The organism is Allobranchiibius sp. CTAmp26, assembly GCF_017565405.1.
GTDB lineage: Bacteria > Actinomycetota > Actinomycetes > Actinomycetales > Dermatophilaceae > Allobranchiibius.
The window spans coordinates 281,304-297,773 of the sequence record NZ_JAGEKR010000012.1; the positions used below are offsets into that span (position 1 = coordinate 281,304).

Below are 16,470 nucleotides of genomic sequence, written 5' to 3' on the forward strand. Positions count from 1 at the left end.
AGGCTGACAGCGTGAGCGACGCGGATCCGCAGCCGCCGGACTATCCCTCCCACTGGGAGGCCGATGTCGTCCTGCGCGACGGGTCGATCGGGCACGTGCGGCCTATCCGGCCCGCCGACGCGACCCTGATCCAGGAGTTCCACGACCGCCAGTCCAAGGAATCGATCTACCTTCGATTCTTCGCGCCTTTGCCGCACCTGTCCGACCGCGACGCGCACCGCTTCGCCAACGTGGACTACCACGCGCGGGTCGCCCTGGTGATGGAGGCGGACGAGCAGCTGGTAGGCATCGCGCGCTACGACCGGGTCGGTGACACACCGCCGCGTGCCGAGGTCGCGTTCAACGTCGCCGACGACTTCCAGGGCCGCGGGGTGGGTTCGGTGCTGCTCGAGCACCTCGTCGCGATCGGCCAGGAAGGCGACATCGAGGAGTTCACCGCCGACGTACTCCCGCAGAACCGCAAGATGCTCGGTGTCTTCTCCGAGGCGGGGTTCGAGGTGCGCCGGCACTTCGACGACGGGGTCGTGGCCCTGTCCTTCCGCATCGAGACCACCAGCCGCAGTCGGGAGGTGCTGGAGGCCCGTGAGCATCGGGCGGAGGCGCGCAGCGTCGCCGCTCTCTTGCGCCCGAGCAGCGTGGCGGTCGTCGGCGTGGGATCTCGTCCGACCTCGGTCGGGCGGGAGATCTACGAACGACTGGTCGCCCAGGGGTTCACCGGCACGGCGTACGCCGTCAACAGGAACCCGCACCGTGAGGTCGAGGGTGAGCTCTACGCGCGGGTGCGCGATCTGCCCGGACCGGTCGACGTGGCGGTGATCGCCGTGCCGGTCGCGGGCGTGCTCGACGCGGCTCGCGACTGTGCAGCGCACAAGGTGAAGGCCCTCATCGTCGTGTCCGCCGGCTTCGCGGAGATCGGCGAGGAGGGCGAGGCGCTGCAGCGCGAGCTGCTCCAGGTGGCGCGACGGGGCGGGATGCGCGTCGTCGGCCCGAACTCGTTCGGGGTCATCGACACCCGCGAGTCCGTGCGGATGAACGCGTCGGTCGCGCCGGACATGCCGCAGGCCGGCGGCTTCGGGTTGTTCGCACAGAGCGGGGTGCTCGCCATCTCGGTGCTGGAGTCGGCCCGACGTCGCGGGCTGGGTCTCAGCGACTTCGTGTCCGCCGGCAACCGGATCGACGTGTCCGGCAATGACATCATGCAGTTCTGGATCGACGACCCGACCACCCGCGTGGCCGGTCTCTATCTGGAGTCGATGGGCAACCCGCGCAAGTTCTCCCGCATTGCCCGACGGCTGGCCCAGAAGAAGCCGGTCATCGTGATCAAGTCCGGCACCTCGGAGTACGGCGTCCCTCCCGGCCACCGGGTGCGCGACACGACCGTGGGTCCCGAGGCGTTCGCCCAGATGCTGCGGCAGGCCGGTGTCATCCGGGTGGAGAACCTGCACCAGCTGCTCGATGTGGCCCAACTGGTCGTCGACCAGCCCCTCCCGGCCGGCACCGGTGTCGCCGTGGTCGGCAACACCGTGTCCCTGGGTGCGCTGGCCGCCGACGCCGTCGTCAGCTGGGGGTTGGACGTGGTGCACGGTCCGCGCAGCCTGCCGCCGGACGCCTCGGCCGGGCAGGTCGAGCAGGCCTTGGAAGCGGTGTTCGCCGACCCGGACGTGCACAGCGTGGTCGCCTGCTTCCTGCACGCGAAGGTCGAACCGAGCATCGTCTCGGCGACCGCGCTCGCCCAGGTCGCGGCACGGCACGACAAACCCTGCGTCGCCACCTTCGTGGGCATCCACGAGGTGCGGGCCGCGCTGGCGTCCGGGCGGCGTACGACGGCCGGCGGCGAGGCGGCCCCGGCGACCGTGCCGGCGTACAGCACCCCCGAGGACGGGGTGCGCGCGCTCGCCGCCGCGACTCGGTACGCCGAGTGGCAGGCGGCCGACCACGGGGAGCTGGTCACCCCGGACGGCATCCACCGCTCCCGTGCCGATGCCGTCATCGACGGGGTGCTGCAGGGATCGCCGCAGGGGCGGCCCCTGCAACCGGCCGAGGTGCGCGAGCTGCTCGCGGCATACGGGATCGAGGTCTGGGAGGCCGTGCCCGTGGACTCACCGGCGCACGCGGCCACCGCGGCGACGCGACTGGGGTTCCCGGTGGTGCTGAAGTCCACGTCGCCGATCGCGAGCAGCCAGCCCATCGCGAGCGTGCGGCTGGATCTGAACAACCGGGCGGCTGTCCGGGCGGCGTACACCACGCTGGACGACCGGTTGCGTCCCCTGCACGCGAACCGGCTGGTGGTGCAGCAGATGGCCACGCCGGGGATCCCGTGCGTGATCTCCTCGGTGGAGGACCCGCTCTTCGGCCCGGTGGTGAGTTTCGCGCTGGCGGGGCCACCACGTGAGGTGATGGGCGACATCGGCTACCGGATCCCGCCGCTGCGCACCGGTGACGTGCGCGACCTGATCGGGTCGGTGCGCGCCGCGCCGCTGCTGCGGGGGCACGGAGGTCGCCCGCCGGTCGACCAGGTCGCCTTGGAGGACGTGATCGCGCGCATCTCGATGATCGCCGAGCAGATCCCCGAGGTCGTCTCGCTCGAGCTCAACCCGGTCAACACCCACGAGGGCGGGATCGAGGTGCTGGGCGCCAGCATCACCGTCGCGCCGAGCACCGCCCGGACCGACCGCGGGCGCCGGGCGCTGGCCTGACCGGCCGGCGTACAGCTGGTCCTCACCGCTCGGGGAGCGGGACCGATGCCGGGGAGGCGTGGCCGGCGGGGTGAGAGGATGCCTCAATGTCCTACGCCGGTCCTCGCAGTGACGCGCTGCCCGAAGCTCTGCTCTCCGACATCGACACCTCCGGTTATTACCCGGCGTTGGTGAGCGATGTGGTCGCCACCGCGCTCGGCGACGACACCGTGGTGTCCCACCTGGTGCACGCAGAGACCACGTTCGACAGCGAGACCGTACGCCGCCACGTCACCGTGCTCGTCCTCGCGCCGCACCGCCTCGTGGTGGTGCACGCGGACGACCACGCGCCATCCGCCGACACGCCCGCCGAGCACCTTGGGGCCGTCGCCACCGCGACGTCGGAGACGATTCCCCTCGGCCGGGTGCGCGGGGTGATGCTCGCGCACGTGGTGTCCGCGCCGGAGGACTATCGGCCCGGCAGCCTCGGCCGCGAGATCACCCTCAAGCTGGGCTGGGGCACCGTCGCCGCGATCGACATCATGCCCGCTCAGTGCGCCGACCCGCAGTGCGAGGCCGACCACGGTTACGAAGGCACCATCGGCGACGACGACATCACCCTGCGCATCACCGGTGAGGTCGATGGCGACGACACCCTGGAGCAGGCCAAGCAGTTCGCGGCGACCCTGTCCCGCGCGCTCGGGCAGCCCACCAGGTGACGTTCCCCGGGGCCGTGCTCCCGTCGTACGACGAGCGCGGTCTGGTCGGTGTGCTGCCCCGGCTCGTCGCGTCGCTCGGGCTCGAACTGCCCGGTGATCAGCCTGCCGCGCCACTGCCGCCGGCACGTCGCGCCGTCGTGGTGCTGGTCGACGGCCTCGGGTGGGAGCAGCTGCGCGCTCGCGGCGGGCACGCACCCTTCCTGCGTCGAGCGCTCGCAGGCGCCGCTGAGATCGCGGAGCCTCTGACGGCCGGTTTCCCCTCGACCACGGCGACGAGCATGGGCGGCTTCGGGACCGGGGTCGGACCCGGTGCGCACGGGCTCGTCGGCTATCAGGTCCGTGCGCCGGGAGCGCGTCACGTCTTCAACGAGCTGACCTGGCAGGGCGGTCCCGACCCGCTCGAATGGCAGCCGGGTCCGACCGTCTTCGAGCAGGCGACCGCGGCGGGCGTGCGCGTGACGATGGTGGGTCCGGGGCACTTCGACGGTTCCGGCCTGACGACCGCGGCGCTGCGCGGCGCTGCCTTCATCGGGGCGGAGGAGCTGTCCGGGCGGGTCGACGCCGCGCTCGCCGCACTGCGTGCCGCGCCCGCCGACGATCCCGCGCTGCTCTACCTCTACTGGGGCGAGGTGGACAAGGCCGGCCACGTGCACGGGTGCGACTCGTGGCAGTGGGGTGACGAGCTGGAGCTGCTCGACCGGGAGCTGGCGCGTCTGCACGCCGCGCTGCCGTCCGGGACCTCGCTGACCATCACCGCCGACCACGGAATGGTCGACATCCCCGCCGACGCCCGCATCGACGTCGTCCACGAACCCGACCTGCGCGACGGCGTACATCTCGTCGGCGGTGAGTTGCGCGCGCCGCAGGTCTACTGCCGGCCCGGCGCTGCCGAGACGGTGCTCGCCGCCTGGCGAGAGCGGCTCGCGGCGTCCGCGTGGGTGCTCAGTCGGGAGGAGGCCGTCGCCGAAGGGCTCTTCGGGCCGGTCCTGGACCGGGTGCTGCCCCGCCTGGGCGAGGTCATCGTCGCGATGCACGCGCCGGCCGGGGTGTTCGACAGCCGGGTGATGACGCCTCGGGTGTCGGGGCTCGTCGGCCAGCACGGCTCGCTCACGGCGGCCGAGCAGCTGGTGCCGTTCGTGCATCTGCCCGCCTGAGCTCGTCATCAGCCTGGCGGCTGGCAGAAGCTGCGCCTGTGGCGCTGCATGCGTAACGGGCCCCTGCCCAACTAGGTAATACCGGACGACGAGAGTTGGGCTGCAAGAGCGACTATCCAGCGCTGATCAGCTACTCGAGATATCTCCACTACACTCAAATTATAACAGTCGAACCACGTGAAGAAGAAGGGGCCGCTCATGGTCACTGCTTATGAAGCAAACCCAGTATTTGAGTCAACAAGTCCGCAACTTTCAAATCTTTTGGCGCGAATTGATGCGGGCGACCTTGCGATACCCGACTTTCAGCGGGACTTCGTCTGGGATAGTTCGGCCATCCTTGAACTCATTCAGAGTGTCATGTCGAGGCATCCGGCGGGGTCCATACTTGCGTGGAGGCAGGATCCACAGAATCCTGCGCTAGCTAGCCGGAGGGTTGCCGGGTCGCCGACCGGGGGCTCAGCACCTAATGAACTAGTGCTGGACGGCCAGCAGCGCCTTACTGCGCTGTACCGTGCCCTCAGTCTGAAGACTCCCGAGGCCTATTTCACGAAACTGAGTGAATTCGTGAACGACGACCTAACCGTCAAGTCGGTGCACGAGGTTGACTGGGACAGGGCTGTTTTCGTTGTAGACGCAAAGCGCTACAAGAATTCCGAACATTTATCAGAGGAATGGCAATTCTCTAATGACGCCCTCCCATTGTTCGAGCTTCCGCAGATAGACGACTGGCTAGATGACTTCGCGCGGTACAAAACCACAGACCATTCCGAGGAGTCCAAAATAAAATCGGCCTACCGAAGAGTCCGGGACACTTACCTGATCCCGCTGCGCAGTTACGGATTCCCTGTTATTTCATTGCCAATCGATACGCCAATTCAGGCTGTCTGCACTATTTTCGAGACATTGAACAGGACGGGTCGCCCTCTTGGGGCGTTTGAATTAGTTACAGCAAGGTTATATCCACAAGGGGTGAGGCTTCGCGACCTTTGGGACCAGGCAAGACAGCAGTACGATGTTTTTGATGATTTCGCTTTTGAACCCTATAGCTTACTTCAAGCTGTTTGCCTTAGGGCTCGCGGATCTGCTCAGCGAGCTGATGTGCTCAAGTTGCTCGCTAAGGATGACATAAGCACGCATTGGGATCCAATCGTTAGGGGAATGGCTGGTGTTATTGGCTTCCTCGAGAGCGAGTGCGGCGTGCTCAGTCGGAAGCTGCTGCCCTACGGAATGTTGGTCGCGCCAATGGCCGCAGTGTGGTTGGAGGTATCCCAACTTAAGCCGATTGAGCGCGGCATTGCAAACGACAAGTTAAAGAAGTATTTTTGGTGCACCACCTTCATGGGCAACTTCGACCAGGGCGCCAATAGCCAGGCAGGGGCTGACTATAAGGCATTGGAAGGGTGGATTCTCAAGGAGGGCGCAGCCCCTGAAGCTGTCGCGCAGTTCGCTTTTTCCGAGGACAACTTGATTACTGCCTCTGCGCGGCGCAAGGCATTGCTTGCGGGTGTGATGGCGCTGATTGTTCGAGATGGGGCGCTCGACTTTCATACGGCGCTCAAATTGACGGCGCAGCGACTTCACGACGGAAAGGTGGATTCGCACCACTTCTTTCCGCGAGCGTATCTTGCCAACGACGAGCAGTCGGAGCTGCTTGTCAATCGAGTTCTGATAGATTCAGAAACGAACAAAATAATCGGAAAGAAGGCTCCTTCCGATTATCTGAAGATTATGCGCGAAGCGCAAACTGAAGCGAAAGTCGACACTGTTCTGCAGTCGCATTATGTTTTTCAATATGGCGAGAATCTGAACGATTATGATGCGTTCGTCCGGATGCGGTCGTCGGCCATTTGCGATGGAATAGAACAGGTTACCGGAATGACAATTCCTAGAATTGACGATGGGAGTTAGTAAACTTGCCAAAATTTGCAACCTAGCTGGGCGGTCTGGGTGGTCGCCGCATTTCTACTGTAGAGCTCAGAATGCGGTCGAATTGTTCGATTTGCATCTGCATTGCGTTCTCCGATTGCTGGATCGGTGGGCTCTGCTTACGGGTGGACCGGAAGTAGCGGTTAGGGTGGTGGACCGTGGCTGAGCTGGTCTTCTTCTCCGGGACGATGGACTGCGGCAAGTCGACCCTGGCGCTGCAGATGGAACACAACCATCGCGCGCGCGGTCACGACGGGCTGGTCTTCACGCGGCACGACCGGGCGGGGGAGGCGGTGCTCTCCAGTCGTCTCGGGCTCGCCCGGGAGGCGCTGGAGGTGAGCGACGGTCTCGACTTCTGGGACGTCGTCGTCGAGCACGCCACGCACGGCCGCGACCTGCGCTTCCTCATCTGCGACGAAGCGCAGTTCTACACCTCCGAGCAGGTCGAGCAACTGGCGCGGGTGGTCGACGAGATGGACATCGACGTCTACGCGTTCGGGATCACCGCAGACTTCCGCGCGCAGCTCTTCCCCGGGTCACGACGGCTGATCGAGCTCGCCGACCGGGTCTCGACCCTGCAGGTCGAGGCGCTGTGCTGGTGCGGGCGCACGGCCACCCACAACGCGCGCGTCGTCGACGGTCAGATGGTCGTCGAGGGCGACCAGGTCGTCGTCGGAGACGTGGGTGAGGTGAATCCGGGTGCGCCGGAGAGCCTGGTCGAGTACGAGGTGCTCTGCCGCCGGCACTACATGCGGCGGATGACGTCGTACGCCGCGCGCGTCACCTCCCAGCACCCGCTGCCGTTCGACGCGGAGGGCTCCGCGCTCTGCCCGCTACCCACGCTCGCCGCGCACGACGCTCGCTGATCCCTCGCCGCGAGCCGCCGTCGAGTGACACCGGTGCGGGGCATGATGTGGGCATGAGCGAGCCGGGACGCGACGACGCGCGGACCCTGCCGCTGCCCCGCGACGCGCGACCGGGTGCCACCCGTCCTGTCGACCGGTCCGGGGACGGTACGCATGACCACCCGCCGCGCGGCCGCGCGGCCAAAGCGGTCGGGCGTGGCGCGGTGCGAGGGGCAGCACTCCTCGGCCGCGGCAGTGCCGGGTTCGGCCGCGGGTCCTATCGGCTGGCGCGTCGCGCCAGTCAGGCGCAGGGCGCGGGCGAGACGGGCCTGTCGCGGCTGATTGAGGTGCACGCCTTCAGCTCGGCCGGTGACGCCGCCGTGACGGTGGGTCTGGCCGGCACGGTGTTCTTCGCGGGCACCAGCAGCCAGGCACGCGGTCACACCCTGCTCTTCCTGCTGCTGACGATGCTGCCCTTCGCGGTCGTCGCGCCGCTGATGGGACCGCTGCTCGACCGTTTCCGGCACGGCCGGCGGTGGGCGATCGGAGGGACCCTGGCCGGACGCGCGTTCCTGTGCTGGGTGCTGGCCCAGGCGGTCGACGCCGACTCGCTCTGGCTCTTCCCGGTGGCCATGAGCGTGCTGGTGGCTTCGAAGGCCTACCTGGTGACCCGGTCCGCCGCCGCGCCCCGGCTGCTGCCCTCGCAGCTCACCCTGGTGAAGGCCAACGGACGGCTGTCGCTGGCCGGTGTCGTCGGCGCGGCGATCGGCGGCGGCATCGCAGGGATCGCCACCAAGGTCAGCGGGCCGGCCTGGTCGCTGCGGGTCGCGTTCGTGCTCTTCATCATCGGCACGGTGCTGGCGGTCCTGCTCCCCCCGCGGGTCGACTCCAGCGAGGGCGAGAAGTCGGCATCGATGGTCGACCTCGCGACGGGGGAGAACGTCGTACGACGGGGCGTGTCCCACGACGTGGTGCTCGCGCTGCGCGCGAATGTCGGGCTGCGCTGGCTGTCCGGATTCCTCACGATCTTCCTGGCGTTCCTCATGCGAGCCCACCCGTTCCCCGGATGGGAGCACCGCACCAACCTGCTGCTCGCCCTCGTCGTCGGCGCCGCGGGTGTCGGCAACGCGCTGGGCACGGTGCTGGGCTCGGTGCTGAAGTTCGCCGCGCCGCGGGTCATCGTGCTCGTGACGCTGCTCGCGGACGCCGTCGCGATCGTCGCCGCGGCGGTCTTCTTCGGGCTGCGCACCGCCGTCCTGGTCGGCCTGGTCGCCGGGATCGGTCAGCAGCTGGGCAAGCTGGCCCTTGATTCGCTGATCCAGGACACCGTGCCGGAGCACATGCGCACCAGCGTCTTCGGCCGCTCCGAGACCCTTCTGCAGCTGTCCTGGGTCGTTGGCGGCATCATCGCCGTAGTCATCCCGAACAACGCGACGGTGGGCATGGTGCTCGCCGCGACGGTGCTGTTGCTGTGGGTCACCGCGGTGCTGATCTGGCGCAGCGGTCGCGACCTGCCACGGGTCAGTCTCGGCCGCGCCGGCCGCCGAACATGATGTCGTCCCAGCTCGGCACGCTGGGCCGTCCGGACCGTGCGCCGCTCGGTCGCCGCGGCGGCGCGGGAGAGAGCGCCTCGTCGGGCTGTCCGGCGGAGTCCAGCTCCTCGGCCTGATCGCTGAGCTGCTCGCTGGGCTGCTCGTCGTCGCGGACGGCGGTCGCGCCTGGCGCTCCCGGCGCGTGAACGGCGGGTGCTGCGCGTTCGCCTTCCTGCAGCGCGTCGACCGCCGTGGCACCGTGACCGACGACCTCTTCGGTCGCCTGCTGGTCGTCTGACCCAGCATCCTCGACAGGTTCGGGCTCGGCGGCTGCCTCGTCGGCGCCCGTTGCGTCGTCGGAGCCCGTGGTCGAGGCGGGCTCGGAGCGCTCAGGCTCGGTCGTCGCCGTGGTGGTGTTCGGCTGGTCGAGGTCGGCCGGTCGGGCGCCTTGCGTCTGCTCGGAGTCCACGGCCTCAGCGGCGCCGTCGTCCTGGCCGTGGGCGGACCCGGAGTCGTCCGACTGCTCGGCGACTGCTCCGAAGAGATCGACCGTCCCGGTGACCGGGTCGTGCCCGAGGTCGTCGACCGTCGGCTCCGCGGGCGTCTCGTCGGCCAGGGCGTGCCCGGGCTGATCGGCCGGGTCGGCACGGTCGGCCTCATGACCGGTCTGGCCGGGCTGTTGCACGGGCACGGGCTGGGGCTGGGTAGGTGCTGCCTGCGTGACATCCGACGGGTCGGACGGTGACTCGATCGGCGGCACGTCCACCGGCGTACGACCTGCGCGGTTGCGCGAGCCGCGGGTGCGCCGGCCACGAGAACGGGCCTGCATGGCGGACACGAGATCGACCGCTCCGGCCGACGTCGCGGACGTTCCCGATCCGGATGACCCGGCGTCGGCAGGTGCACCGGCTGATCCGGAGGGTGCCCCCGGCTCGGACACGCCGCCCTCGGCCTCGACGTCGAACACCTTGACCGGTGCTGCGGGCGCGGGGATCGGACCGCCGGCGGCCCGTTCGTCCTCACCGAGCCATCGTGCTTCGTCGTCGACCGCCGTCAACGTGCGAGTCGCTGCCCGGAAGAGCCACGACGCCTCCCGGGTGCGCCCGCCCGCGCTGAACCGGCAGACGACCACCCAGCCGCGACCCGCCGTACGGTGCGCATCCCAGGCGACGGCGTCGCCGGTCACGCCACGGTCGTGCAGCCGTGCGGCGACGCGATCGCCGACGGTCGTCGCGGTGTCGGTGGTGGTGGGGCCGACGGGGAGGTCCTGCGCGAGTCCGGCGATGTAGGAGCGCTCGGCCTCGATCGGCGCGGCGTAACGCTCCACCTTGGCCTGGTCCCACCCCGCGGCAGCGGCGACGTGCCCGACCGAGTGGCCCGCGCGCAGCAACTCCTGCACGGCGCGCGGGGTGACCAGCTCGCCCGGAGGCAGGTGAGGCAGGTCGCCGATCGGGGCTGCGGGCTGCTCCGACACGAGACTCACCGCGCGGGTGTCCGCGCCCGCGGCACTCACCGCGCGGGTGTCCGCGCCCGCCGCCGTGTCCGCACCGGAGGTCACTTCCTCGGCGTGGGGCGCACCGTCGCGGGACGACTCGGTGTCCGTCGGCGGCGCAGCCGTAGCCGCCGCCGCGACCGACTCACGCACCCGGTCATCGACCGACAGTCGGTAGCGTCCGCCGTCGTCGTCGACCAGGTGCAGGTCGGCGCCGTCGACCTCGCTCACCTTCAGGTCCCGCATCGCTTCGTCCTGCCTCTCGATGTCCTCTAGCCCGCAGGATGTCACGATCGGCGACGGCTGTCGGCGAGGCCACGCCGACCTCCCGAGCGGTGCCGGTGCGGTGCGCGGCAGACTGGCCCGATGAATTCTCCCATCGACGGCCCCGAGTCGTCCCAGCCGGAGGAACCGGCCGCTCCCGCGGAGCAGCCCCTCCCGGACGCGGTGCCCGCGCCGGTCGAGTCGGCCGAGCCGGGCGGAGTCAGTGACGAGGTCCTCGCCGCCGCGACAGAGCCGGTGCCCGACCCCGCTCCCCAGGAGGAGCTCGCCGCGATGGTGCCGTACGACGCCGTCGTGCTGTTGTCGTTCGGGGGACCGGAGGCGCCGGCGGAGGTCATGCCGTTCCTGCGCCGCGTGACGGCCGGGCGCGGGATCCCCGACGAGCGTCTGGAGTCCGTGGCCGAGCACTACTACGACTTCGGCGGCGTGAGCCCGATCAACGACCAGTGCCGCGCGCTGCGCGACGCCCTGCACGGTGAGCTGCGCCGTCGCGGGATCGCGACCCCGGTGCTGTGGGGCAATCGCAACGGCGAGCCGTTCCTGGTCGACACCCTGCGCGAGGCGTACGACGCGGGCGCGCGACGGGTGCTCGTGGTGACGACGAGCGCGTACTCCTCCTACAGCTCCTGCCGGCAGTACCGCGAGGACATCGCGGCTGCGCAGATCGCACTGCATGAGGAGGGGCGCGAACTGGCGGTCGACAAGATCCGGCCGTACGCGACGCATCCCAGCTTCTCCCGGGTCAACACCCGTCTGGTGACCGACGCCGTCCGCGCGAGCACCCAGTCGGACGACGACAAGCTGCGGATCGTCTTCGTGACCCACTCGATCCCGGAGGCGATGGACGACACGTCCGGCCCGGGCGACGGCGAGGGCAGCCTCTACGAGCACCAGCACGACGAGATCGCCCATGTCGTCCTCGACGAGGCGGGGATCACCCTCGATCGTGATCTGCATGGTGCGCTGGTCTACTGCTCCCGCTCCGGAGCGCCCGGCCAGCCGTGGCTCGAACCGGACGTCAACGACCACCTGAGGGAGTTGGCCGCCAAGGGAGTCACCGACGTGGTGGTCGCGCCGATCGGATTCGTCTCCGACCACATGGAGGTCAAGTACGACCTCGACACCGAGGCGCGCGCGACCGCCGACGAGCTCGGCCTGCGGATGACGCGGGTGCCGACGGTCGGTGTCGACCCGGAGTTCGTGAGCGGGCTGGTCGATCTGGCCGAGGAGCGCGCCGCCCAGGCGCGCGGCGAACAGGTGGTGCTGCCCGCGTGGCCGGGAGGCGCCATGCCGTCGGTGTGTGCCGCGGGCTGCTGCCCCAACCTGCGCACGCCCAAGCCGGCCGCGTGCGGGAGCGACTGATGGCGCCCGACCGTCCGCAGCTCGGACCCCCCGAGCTCGCGACGCTGGAACAGATGGCGTGCGACCTCGCGACGTCCGCCGGACGCCTGATCGTCGACGAGCGGCCCCGTGGCCTCGGCGTCGCCGCCACCAAGTCCAGCGACACCGACGTGGTCACCGTGATGGACCAGCGCAGTGAGGCGTTCCTGCGTGAACGCCTGGAGCAGCTGCGTCCCGACGACGGCCTGCTCGGCGAGGAGGGTGCCAGCCACGAGGGCAGCTCAGGGATCACCTGGGTCGTCGATCCCATCGACGGCACGGTGAACTACCTCTACGAGATCCCGGCGTACGCCGTCTCCGTCGCGGCGTGCGTCGGCGACGTGCGGCACGGCGGCGAGTGGGAGACGGTGGCCGGTGCGGTCTACAACCCCATCACCGACGAGCTCTTCCATGCGCACGCCGACGGCGGCGCGTTCCTGCGACGCGGCACCGACGTGCAGTCGCTGTCGGTCAGCGGGGAGAAGGAACTCGCCAAGGCCCTGACCGGCACCGGTTTCGGATACGAGGTCGCCAAACGCGAGCGCCAGGGCGCGGTGGTGGCGAGCCTCATCGGCCAGGTGCGGGACATCCGGCGCATCGGCAGCGCCGCCCTCGATCTGTGCTCCGTGGGCGCCGGGCGCCTCGACGTCTACTACGAGTCGGGCCTGAACCCGTGGGACCAGGCAGCCGGTCAGCTCATCGTCACCGAGGCCGGAGGAGTGGTGGCCGGACGTGGCGCAGCGCCCCCCGACAAGGACCTCGTCGTCGCTGGTCCGGCCGCCCTGGTGGCGGCCCTGAAAGGCATTCTGAAGGCGTAGTCGAAGCCGGGAATGACCCCGGTTGGCCATGCGTTCAGCGGGTAGGTAACAATTCCCCCGCCCGCTGGCGAAGTTCACCGGGCGAGCGCATGAGCATCAGAGAGGGCAAGGCATAGGCATGGCGACTGACTACGACGCCCCACGCAAGACCGACGACGACCTGAGCGAAGACTCGATCGAGGAACTGAAGTCGCGCCGCGTCGACAAGAACGCCGCGAGCGTCGACGTCGACGAGACCGAGCAGGCAGAAGGCTTCGAGCTGCCGGGTGCGGACCTGTCCGGTGAGGAACTGTCCGTCCAGGTCATCCCGCGCCAGGCGGATGAGTTCACCTGCTCGCGCTGCTTCCTCGTGCACCACCGCAGCCAGCTGGCCAGCGACGCCGGCGGCGTCCTGGTCTGCAGCGAATGCGCGGCCTGATCACGTCGTGAGCAGCGTGCCGGTCCCGATCCGCAGACTCGATCCGGGACTTCCGCTCCCGTCGTACGCCCGGCCGGGCGACGCGGGGGTGGACCTGTACGCGCGGATCGGCCTGACTATCCCGCCGGGTCACCGTGCGCTGATCCCGACCGGGATCGCCATCGAGCTGCCCGACGGGTACGCCGGGTTCGTGCACCCACGCTCCGGTCTCGCGGCGCGCCACGGCATCACGATGGTGAACGCCCCGGGCACCATCGACGCGGGCTTCCGCGGCGAGATCCAGGTCAACCTCATCAACCTGGACCCGCGTGAGTCGTTCTCCTTCGACCGGGGGGACCGCATCGCGCAGTTGGTCGTGCAGCAGGTCGCAGCGGTGCAGTGGCTCGAGGTGGACGCTCTCACCGCCAGCGAGCGGGGCGCGGACGGTCACGGAGCGTCCGGCGGTTTCACCAGCCCGCCGGCGCGGGATACGGTGCGCTGACACCAGTTCGAGGAAGGGAAGTTGGACCCGTGGGGATCTTCCGCCGCAAGGCGCGTGAGGACGGGCCGACCGCGTCCGGGCACGACGACGACGCGGCGACGGCCGAGGTTGCGTCGGACGACACCGGATCAGAGGATCTCGAGGCGACCGACCTCGCCTCCCGGGACGACGCCGACGACGCATCGGTCGCCGTCGCCGATCCGAGCGCCTCGCACGACGACCTTCCGAGTCGTCTGCCCCGGCCGCACGACCTGGACCGCAGCAACGGCCCGTTCGACCGCTCCGAGGTCAAGCACCTGGACGACCGGCTCGACTTCGGTGCGGTGGCTCTGCGTCCGCAGGCCGGGATGGAATTGCGTCTCGACGTCGACGAAGAGGCCGGCAACATCACCGGCATCACCGCCGTACTCGGCGAATCCGCTTGCCAGGTGCAGGTTTTCGCAGCGCCCAAGAGCGGTGGCATCTGGGACGACATTCGCGACGAGATCGCCGACGGTCTGATCACCGGCGGCGGATCGGCCACCGAGGAGCTCGGTCCGCTGGGCATCGAGCTGGCCGTGCGGATCCCGGCGCGCGGCAAGGACGGGCGCACGACGTACTCCGCCGCCCGGTTCGCCGGTGTCGACGGACCGCGTTGGTTCCTGCGCGCGGTCTTCTCCGGCGCCGCAGCCACCGACGAGGCGGCGGCCGCTCCGCTGCTGGAGTTCGTGCGCGACTCCGTCGTGCTGCGCGGCAGTGAGGCGCGTGCGCCTCGGGAACTGCTGGAACTGAAGGTGCCCGATGCGGTGGCCCAGGCCGCCGAGGAGGAGAATGCTGGTAACACGCTCAACCCGTTCGAGCGTGGACCCGAGATCACGGAGGTGCGGTGATGGGAGCGAGCACGACGATCCGCGAGGCGGCTCGGCGGTTCAGCCGGTCATCCGCGGCGATCGAGCGCGACGAGTTGCGCGAAGCGGCGACCAAGCGGGGCGGCACCCCGATCGAGGCGTGCTGTGACCGCCAGATCGCCGGCTGCTGCGGCACCGTGCGCTACACGAGCCTGCGGCCGCGCACCGACTCCGTGCCGGCGTTCGTGGTCGGCCTGGACGACGGCACGCGGATGATGCAGCTGGTCTGGCTCGGCCGGCGCAGCATCGCCGGAATCGAACCGGGCGTCTACCTCACCGTCAAGGGGCGGGTGCTGCACCGTCGTGGCATGCCCACCATCTTCAACCCCGAGTACGAGATCAAGCCCGCGGCCGAAGTGAGCTGAACGGGCTGCTCGACCCGAGCACCTGAGTCGGGCCCGACACGCGAAAGGGCGCGCTCCGTGGAGCGCGCCCTTTCGCGTGCGTGAACGCCCAGCGGGCTCAGGTGTTCTCATGGGAGACCGTGCGTACGTCGGCGATGTCGCGCCCGGTCATCGCGGCACCGAGCGCGGCTTCCGCGTCGGCGGTGGCGAGGAAGAGCAGCTCGTCCAAGCCCTCGATCGGCTCGGTCCGGGTGGGCGCGATCGGCCGTTCGTCGCGGATGATGCCGACGAGGACGCAGTCGGGGGGCAGGTCCAGCCCGCCCACGGTCTGCCCAACGGCCGGGCTGTCGGTGGGGATGGTGATCTCGACCATGGTCGCCTTGCCCTGCTGGAACTGGAACAACCGCACCAGGTCTCCGACGCTGACGGCCTCCTCGACGAGGGCGGTCATGATCCGCGGTGTCGACACCGCGACGTCCACGCCCCACGCCTCGTCGAACATCCACTCGTTCTTGGGATTGTTGACGCGGCCGACGGTGCGGGCGATGCCGAACTCGGTCTTGGCGAGCAGCGAGACGACGAGGTTGACCTTGTCGTCGCCGGTCGCGCAGACCACGACGTCGCAGTCCTGCACCTGTGCCTCCTGCAGGGTGCTCATCTCGCACGCGTCGGCCAGCAACCAGGACGCGTCCGGCACCGACGCGGTGCGGTCGTCCTCGGCGTACTTGTCGATGAGCAGCACAGCGTGCCCGTTGTGAATGAGTTCGCGGGCGATCGAGCGGCCTACGCTGCCCGCTCCGACGACGACGACGCGCATGGTGGGGAACTCCTACAGATCTGCGGGTCGGGGGGAGGTGAGGGCCTGCTCGATCTCAGGACGACGGTCGCGCTCGGCCAGGATCTGCAACAGATCGCTCTCCTGCAGCACGGTGTCGGTGTCCGGCAGGCGGCCCTCGCCCAGGCGGGTGAAGTACCCGACGCGGGCGCCGGTCTCGCGCTCGATGATCCGCAGCGGCGTGCCGACCCAGCTGACGTGCGGGGTGAGATCGAGCAGGCTGATCCTGCCGCTGGGGTCGGTGTGCAGCGGGATCGCGCCCTGCGGCACGAGCCGGCGAAGGACCTGGTCCGCGGTCCATCGGACGGTGGCGACGGTGGGGATGCCGAGGCGCTGATAGATCTCGGCGCGCCCCGGGTCGTAGATGCGGGCGACGACGTGCTCGACGTCGAAGGTCTCGCGGGCGACGCGTGCGGCCAGGATGTTGGAGTTGTCGCCGCTGCTGACCGCGGCGAACGCGTACGCGTTCCGGATGTCCGCGCGCTCGAGCGTCTCGCGGTCGAAACCGACTCCGGTGACCCGCGATCCGGCGAAGTTGGACCCGAGGCGGCGGAAAGCCCCTTCGTCGCGGTCGATGACGGCGACCTCGTGGCCGTGGTCCTGTAAGCCGATGGCCAGCGTCGAGCCGACCCGGCCGCATCCCATGATCACGAAGTGCACGCCGAGGACGCTACCGGAGTGT

Annotated in this window: 15 protein-coding genes; 12 read left to right on the forward strand and 3 right to left on the reverse strand. The window is 69.3% G+C overall.

Annotated features, from left to right (window positions below):
* Positions 1–11: 11 nt before the first annotated feature.
* The 6 genes from J4030_RS09570 (at position 12) to J4030_RS09595 (ending at position 8,872) form a co-directional block, all read left to right on the forward strand.
* On the forward strand, positions 12–2,696 hold the full coding sequence (locus J4030_RS09570) for a bifunctional GNAT family N-acetyltransferase/acetate--CoA ligase family protein (protein WP_208048984.1): 2,685 nt from the start codon (positions 12–14) through the stop codon (positions 2,694–2,696).
* Positions 2,697–2,782: 86 nt separating this feature from the next.
* Positions 2,783–3,394 carry a DUF5998 family protein gene (locus tag J4030_RS09575; RefSeq protein ID WP_208048985.1) on the forward strand — a complete coding sequence of 204 codons (612 nt, stop codon included), beginning with the start codon at positions 2,783–2,785 and terminating at the stop codon, positions 3,392–3,394.
* Complete coding sequence (locus J4030_RS09580; protein ID WP_307864638.1) at positions 3,391–4,548, forward strand: alkaline phosphatase family protein; 1,158 nt, start codon at positions 3,391–3,393, stop codon at positions 4,546–4,548. Before J4030_RS09575 ends, J4030_RS09580 begins: the two co-directional genes overlap by 4 nt.
* Positions 4,549–4,725: 177 nt before the next feature.
* Positions 4,726–6,456, forward strand: a complete 1,731-nt coding sequence (locus tag J4030_RS09585) for a DUF262 domain-containing protein (RefSeq protein WP_208048986.1) — start codon at positions 4,726–4,728, stop codon at positions 6,454–6,456.
* Between the two features lie 176 nt (positions 6,457–6,632).
* Complete coding sequence (locus J4030_RS09590) at positions 6,633–7,340, forward strand: thymidine kinase (protein ID WP_208048987.1); 708 nt, start codon at positions 6,633–6,635, stop codon at positions 7,338–7,340.
* A gap of 53 nt (positions 7,341–7,393) precedes the next feature.
* Complete coding sequence (locus tag J4030_RS09595; RefSeq protein WP_243763081.1) at positions 7,394–8,872, forward strand: MFS transporter; 1,479 nt, start codon at positions 7,394–7,396, stop codon at positions 8,870–8,872.
* Here the strand turns inward: J4030_RS09595 and sepH are convergent.
* Entirely contained in the window at positions 8,841–10,589 is a 1,749-nt protein-coding gene (gene sepH, locus J4030_RS09600) for a septation protein SepH (RefSeq protein WP_208048988.1), read from the reverse strand. The two genes, J4030_RS09595 and sepH, sit on opposite strands and share 32 nt — an antisense overlap.
* Positions 10,590–10,898: 309 nt before the next feature.
* On the opposite strand from sepH, the gene J4030_RS09605 reads away from it, so the two are divergent.
* The 6 genes from J4030_RS09605 to J4030_RS09630 all read left to right on the forward strand — a co-directional run bounded on the left by J4030_RS09605 (position 10,899) and on the right by J4030_RS09630 (position 14,974).
* Positions 10,899–11,987, forward strand: a complete 1,089-nt coding sequence (locus J4030_RS09605; RefSeq protein WP_208049050.1) for a ferrochelatase — start codon at positions 10,899–10,901, stop codon at positions 11,985–11,987.
* On the forward strand, positions 11,987–12,823 hold the full coding sequence (locus tag J4030_RS09610) for an inositol monophosphatase family protein (protein ID WP_208048989.1): 837 nt from the start codon (positions 11,987–11,989) through the stop codon (positions 12,821–12,823). The genes J4030_RS09605 and J4030_RS09610 overlap by 1 nt, the downstream gene beginning before the upstream one ends.
* A gap of 118 nt (positions 12,824–12,941) precedes the next feature.
* On the forward strand, positions 12,942–13,241 hold the full coding sequence (locus tag J4030_RS09615; RefSeq protein WP_208048990.1) for a DUF4193 domain-containing protein: 300 nt from the start codon (positions 12,942–12,944) through the stop codon (positions 13,239–13,241).
* A gap of 7 nt (positions 13,242–13,248) precedes the next feature.
* Complete coding sequence (gene dut, locus J4030_RS09620; protein WP_307864639.1) at positions 13,249–13,722, forward strand: dUTP diphosphatase; 474 nt, start codon at positions 13,249–13,251, stop codon at positions 13,720–13,722.
* Between the two features lie 29 nt (positions 13,723–13,751).
* Positions 13,752–14,591 carry a DUF3710 domain-containing protein gene (locus tag J4030_RS09625; RefSeq protein ID WP_208048992.1) on the forward strand — a complete coding sequence of 280 codons (840 nt, stop codon included), beginning with the start codon at positions 13,752–13,754 and terminating at the stop codon, positions 14,589–14,591.
* Entirely contained in the window at positions 14,591–14,974 is a 384-nt protein-coding gene (locus J4030_RS09630) for an OB-fold nucleic acid binding domain-containing protein (protein ID WP_208048993.1), read from the forward strand. Before J4030_RS09625 ends, J4030_RS09630 begins: the two co-directional genes overlap by 1 nt.
* Before the next feature lie 97 nt (positions 14,975–15,071).
* On the opposite strand, the gene J4030_RS09635 is transcribed toward J4030_RS09630, so the two are convergent.
* Entirely contained in the window at positions 15,072–15,770 is a 699-nt protein-coding gene (locus tag J4030_RS09635) for a TrkA family potassium uptake protein (protein WP_208048994.1), read from the reverse strand.
* 12 nt (positions 15,771–15,782) lie between these two features.
* Positions 15,783–16,448, reverse strand: coding sequence for a TrkA family potassium uptake protein (locus tag J4030_RS09640; RefSeq protein ID WP_208048995.1), 666 nt, complete (start codon positions 16,446–16,448; stop codon positions 15,783–15,785).
* Positions 16,449–16,470 lie beyond the last annotated feature (22 nt).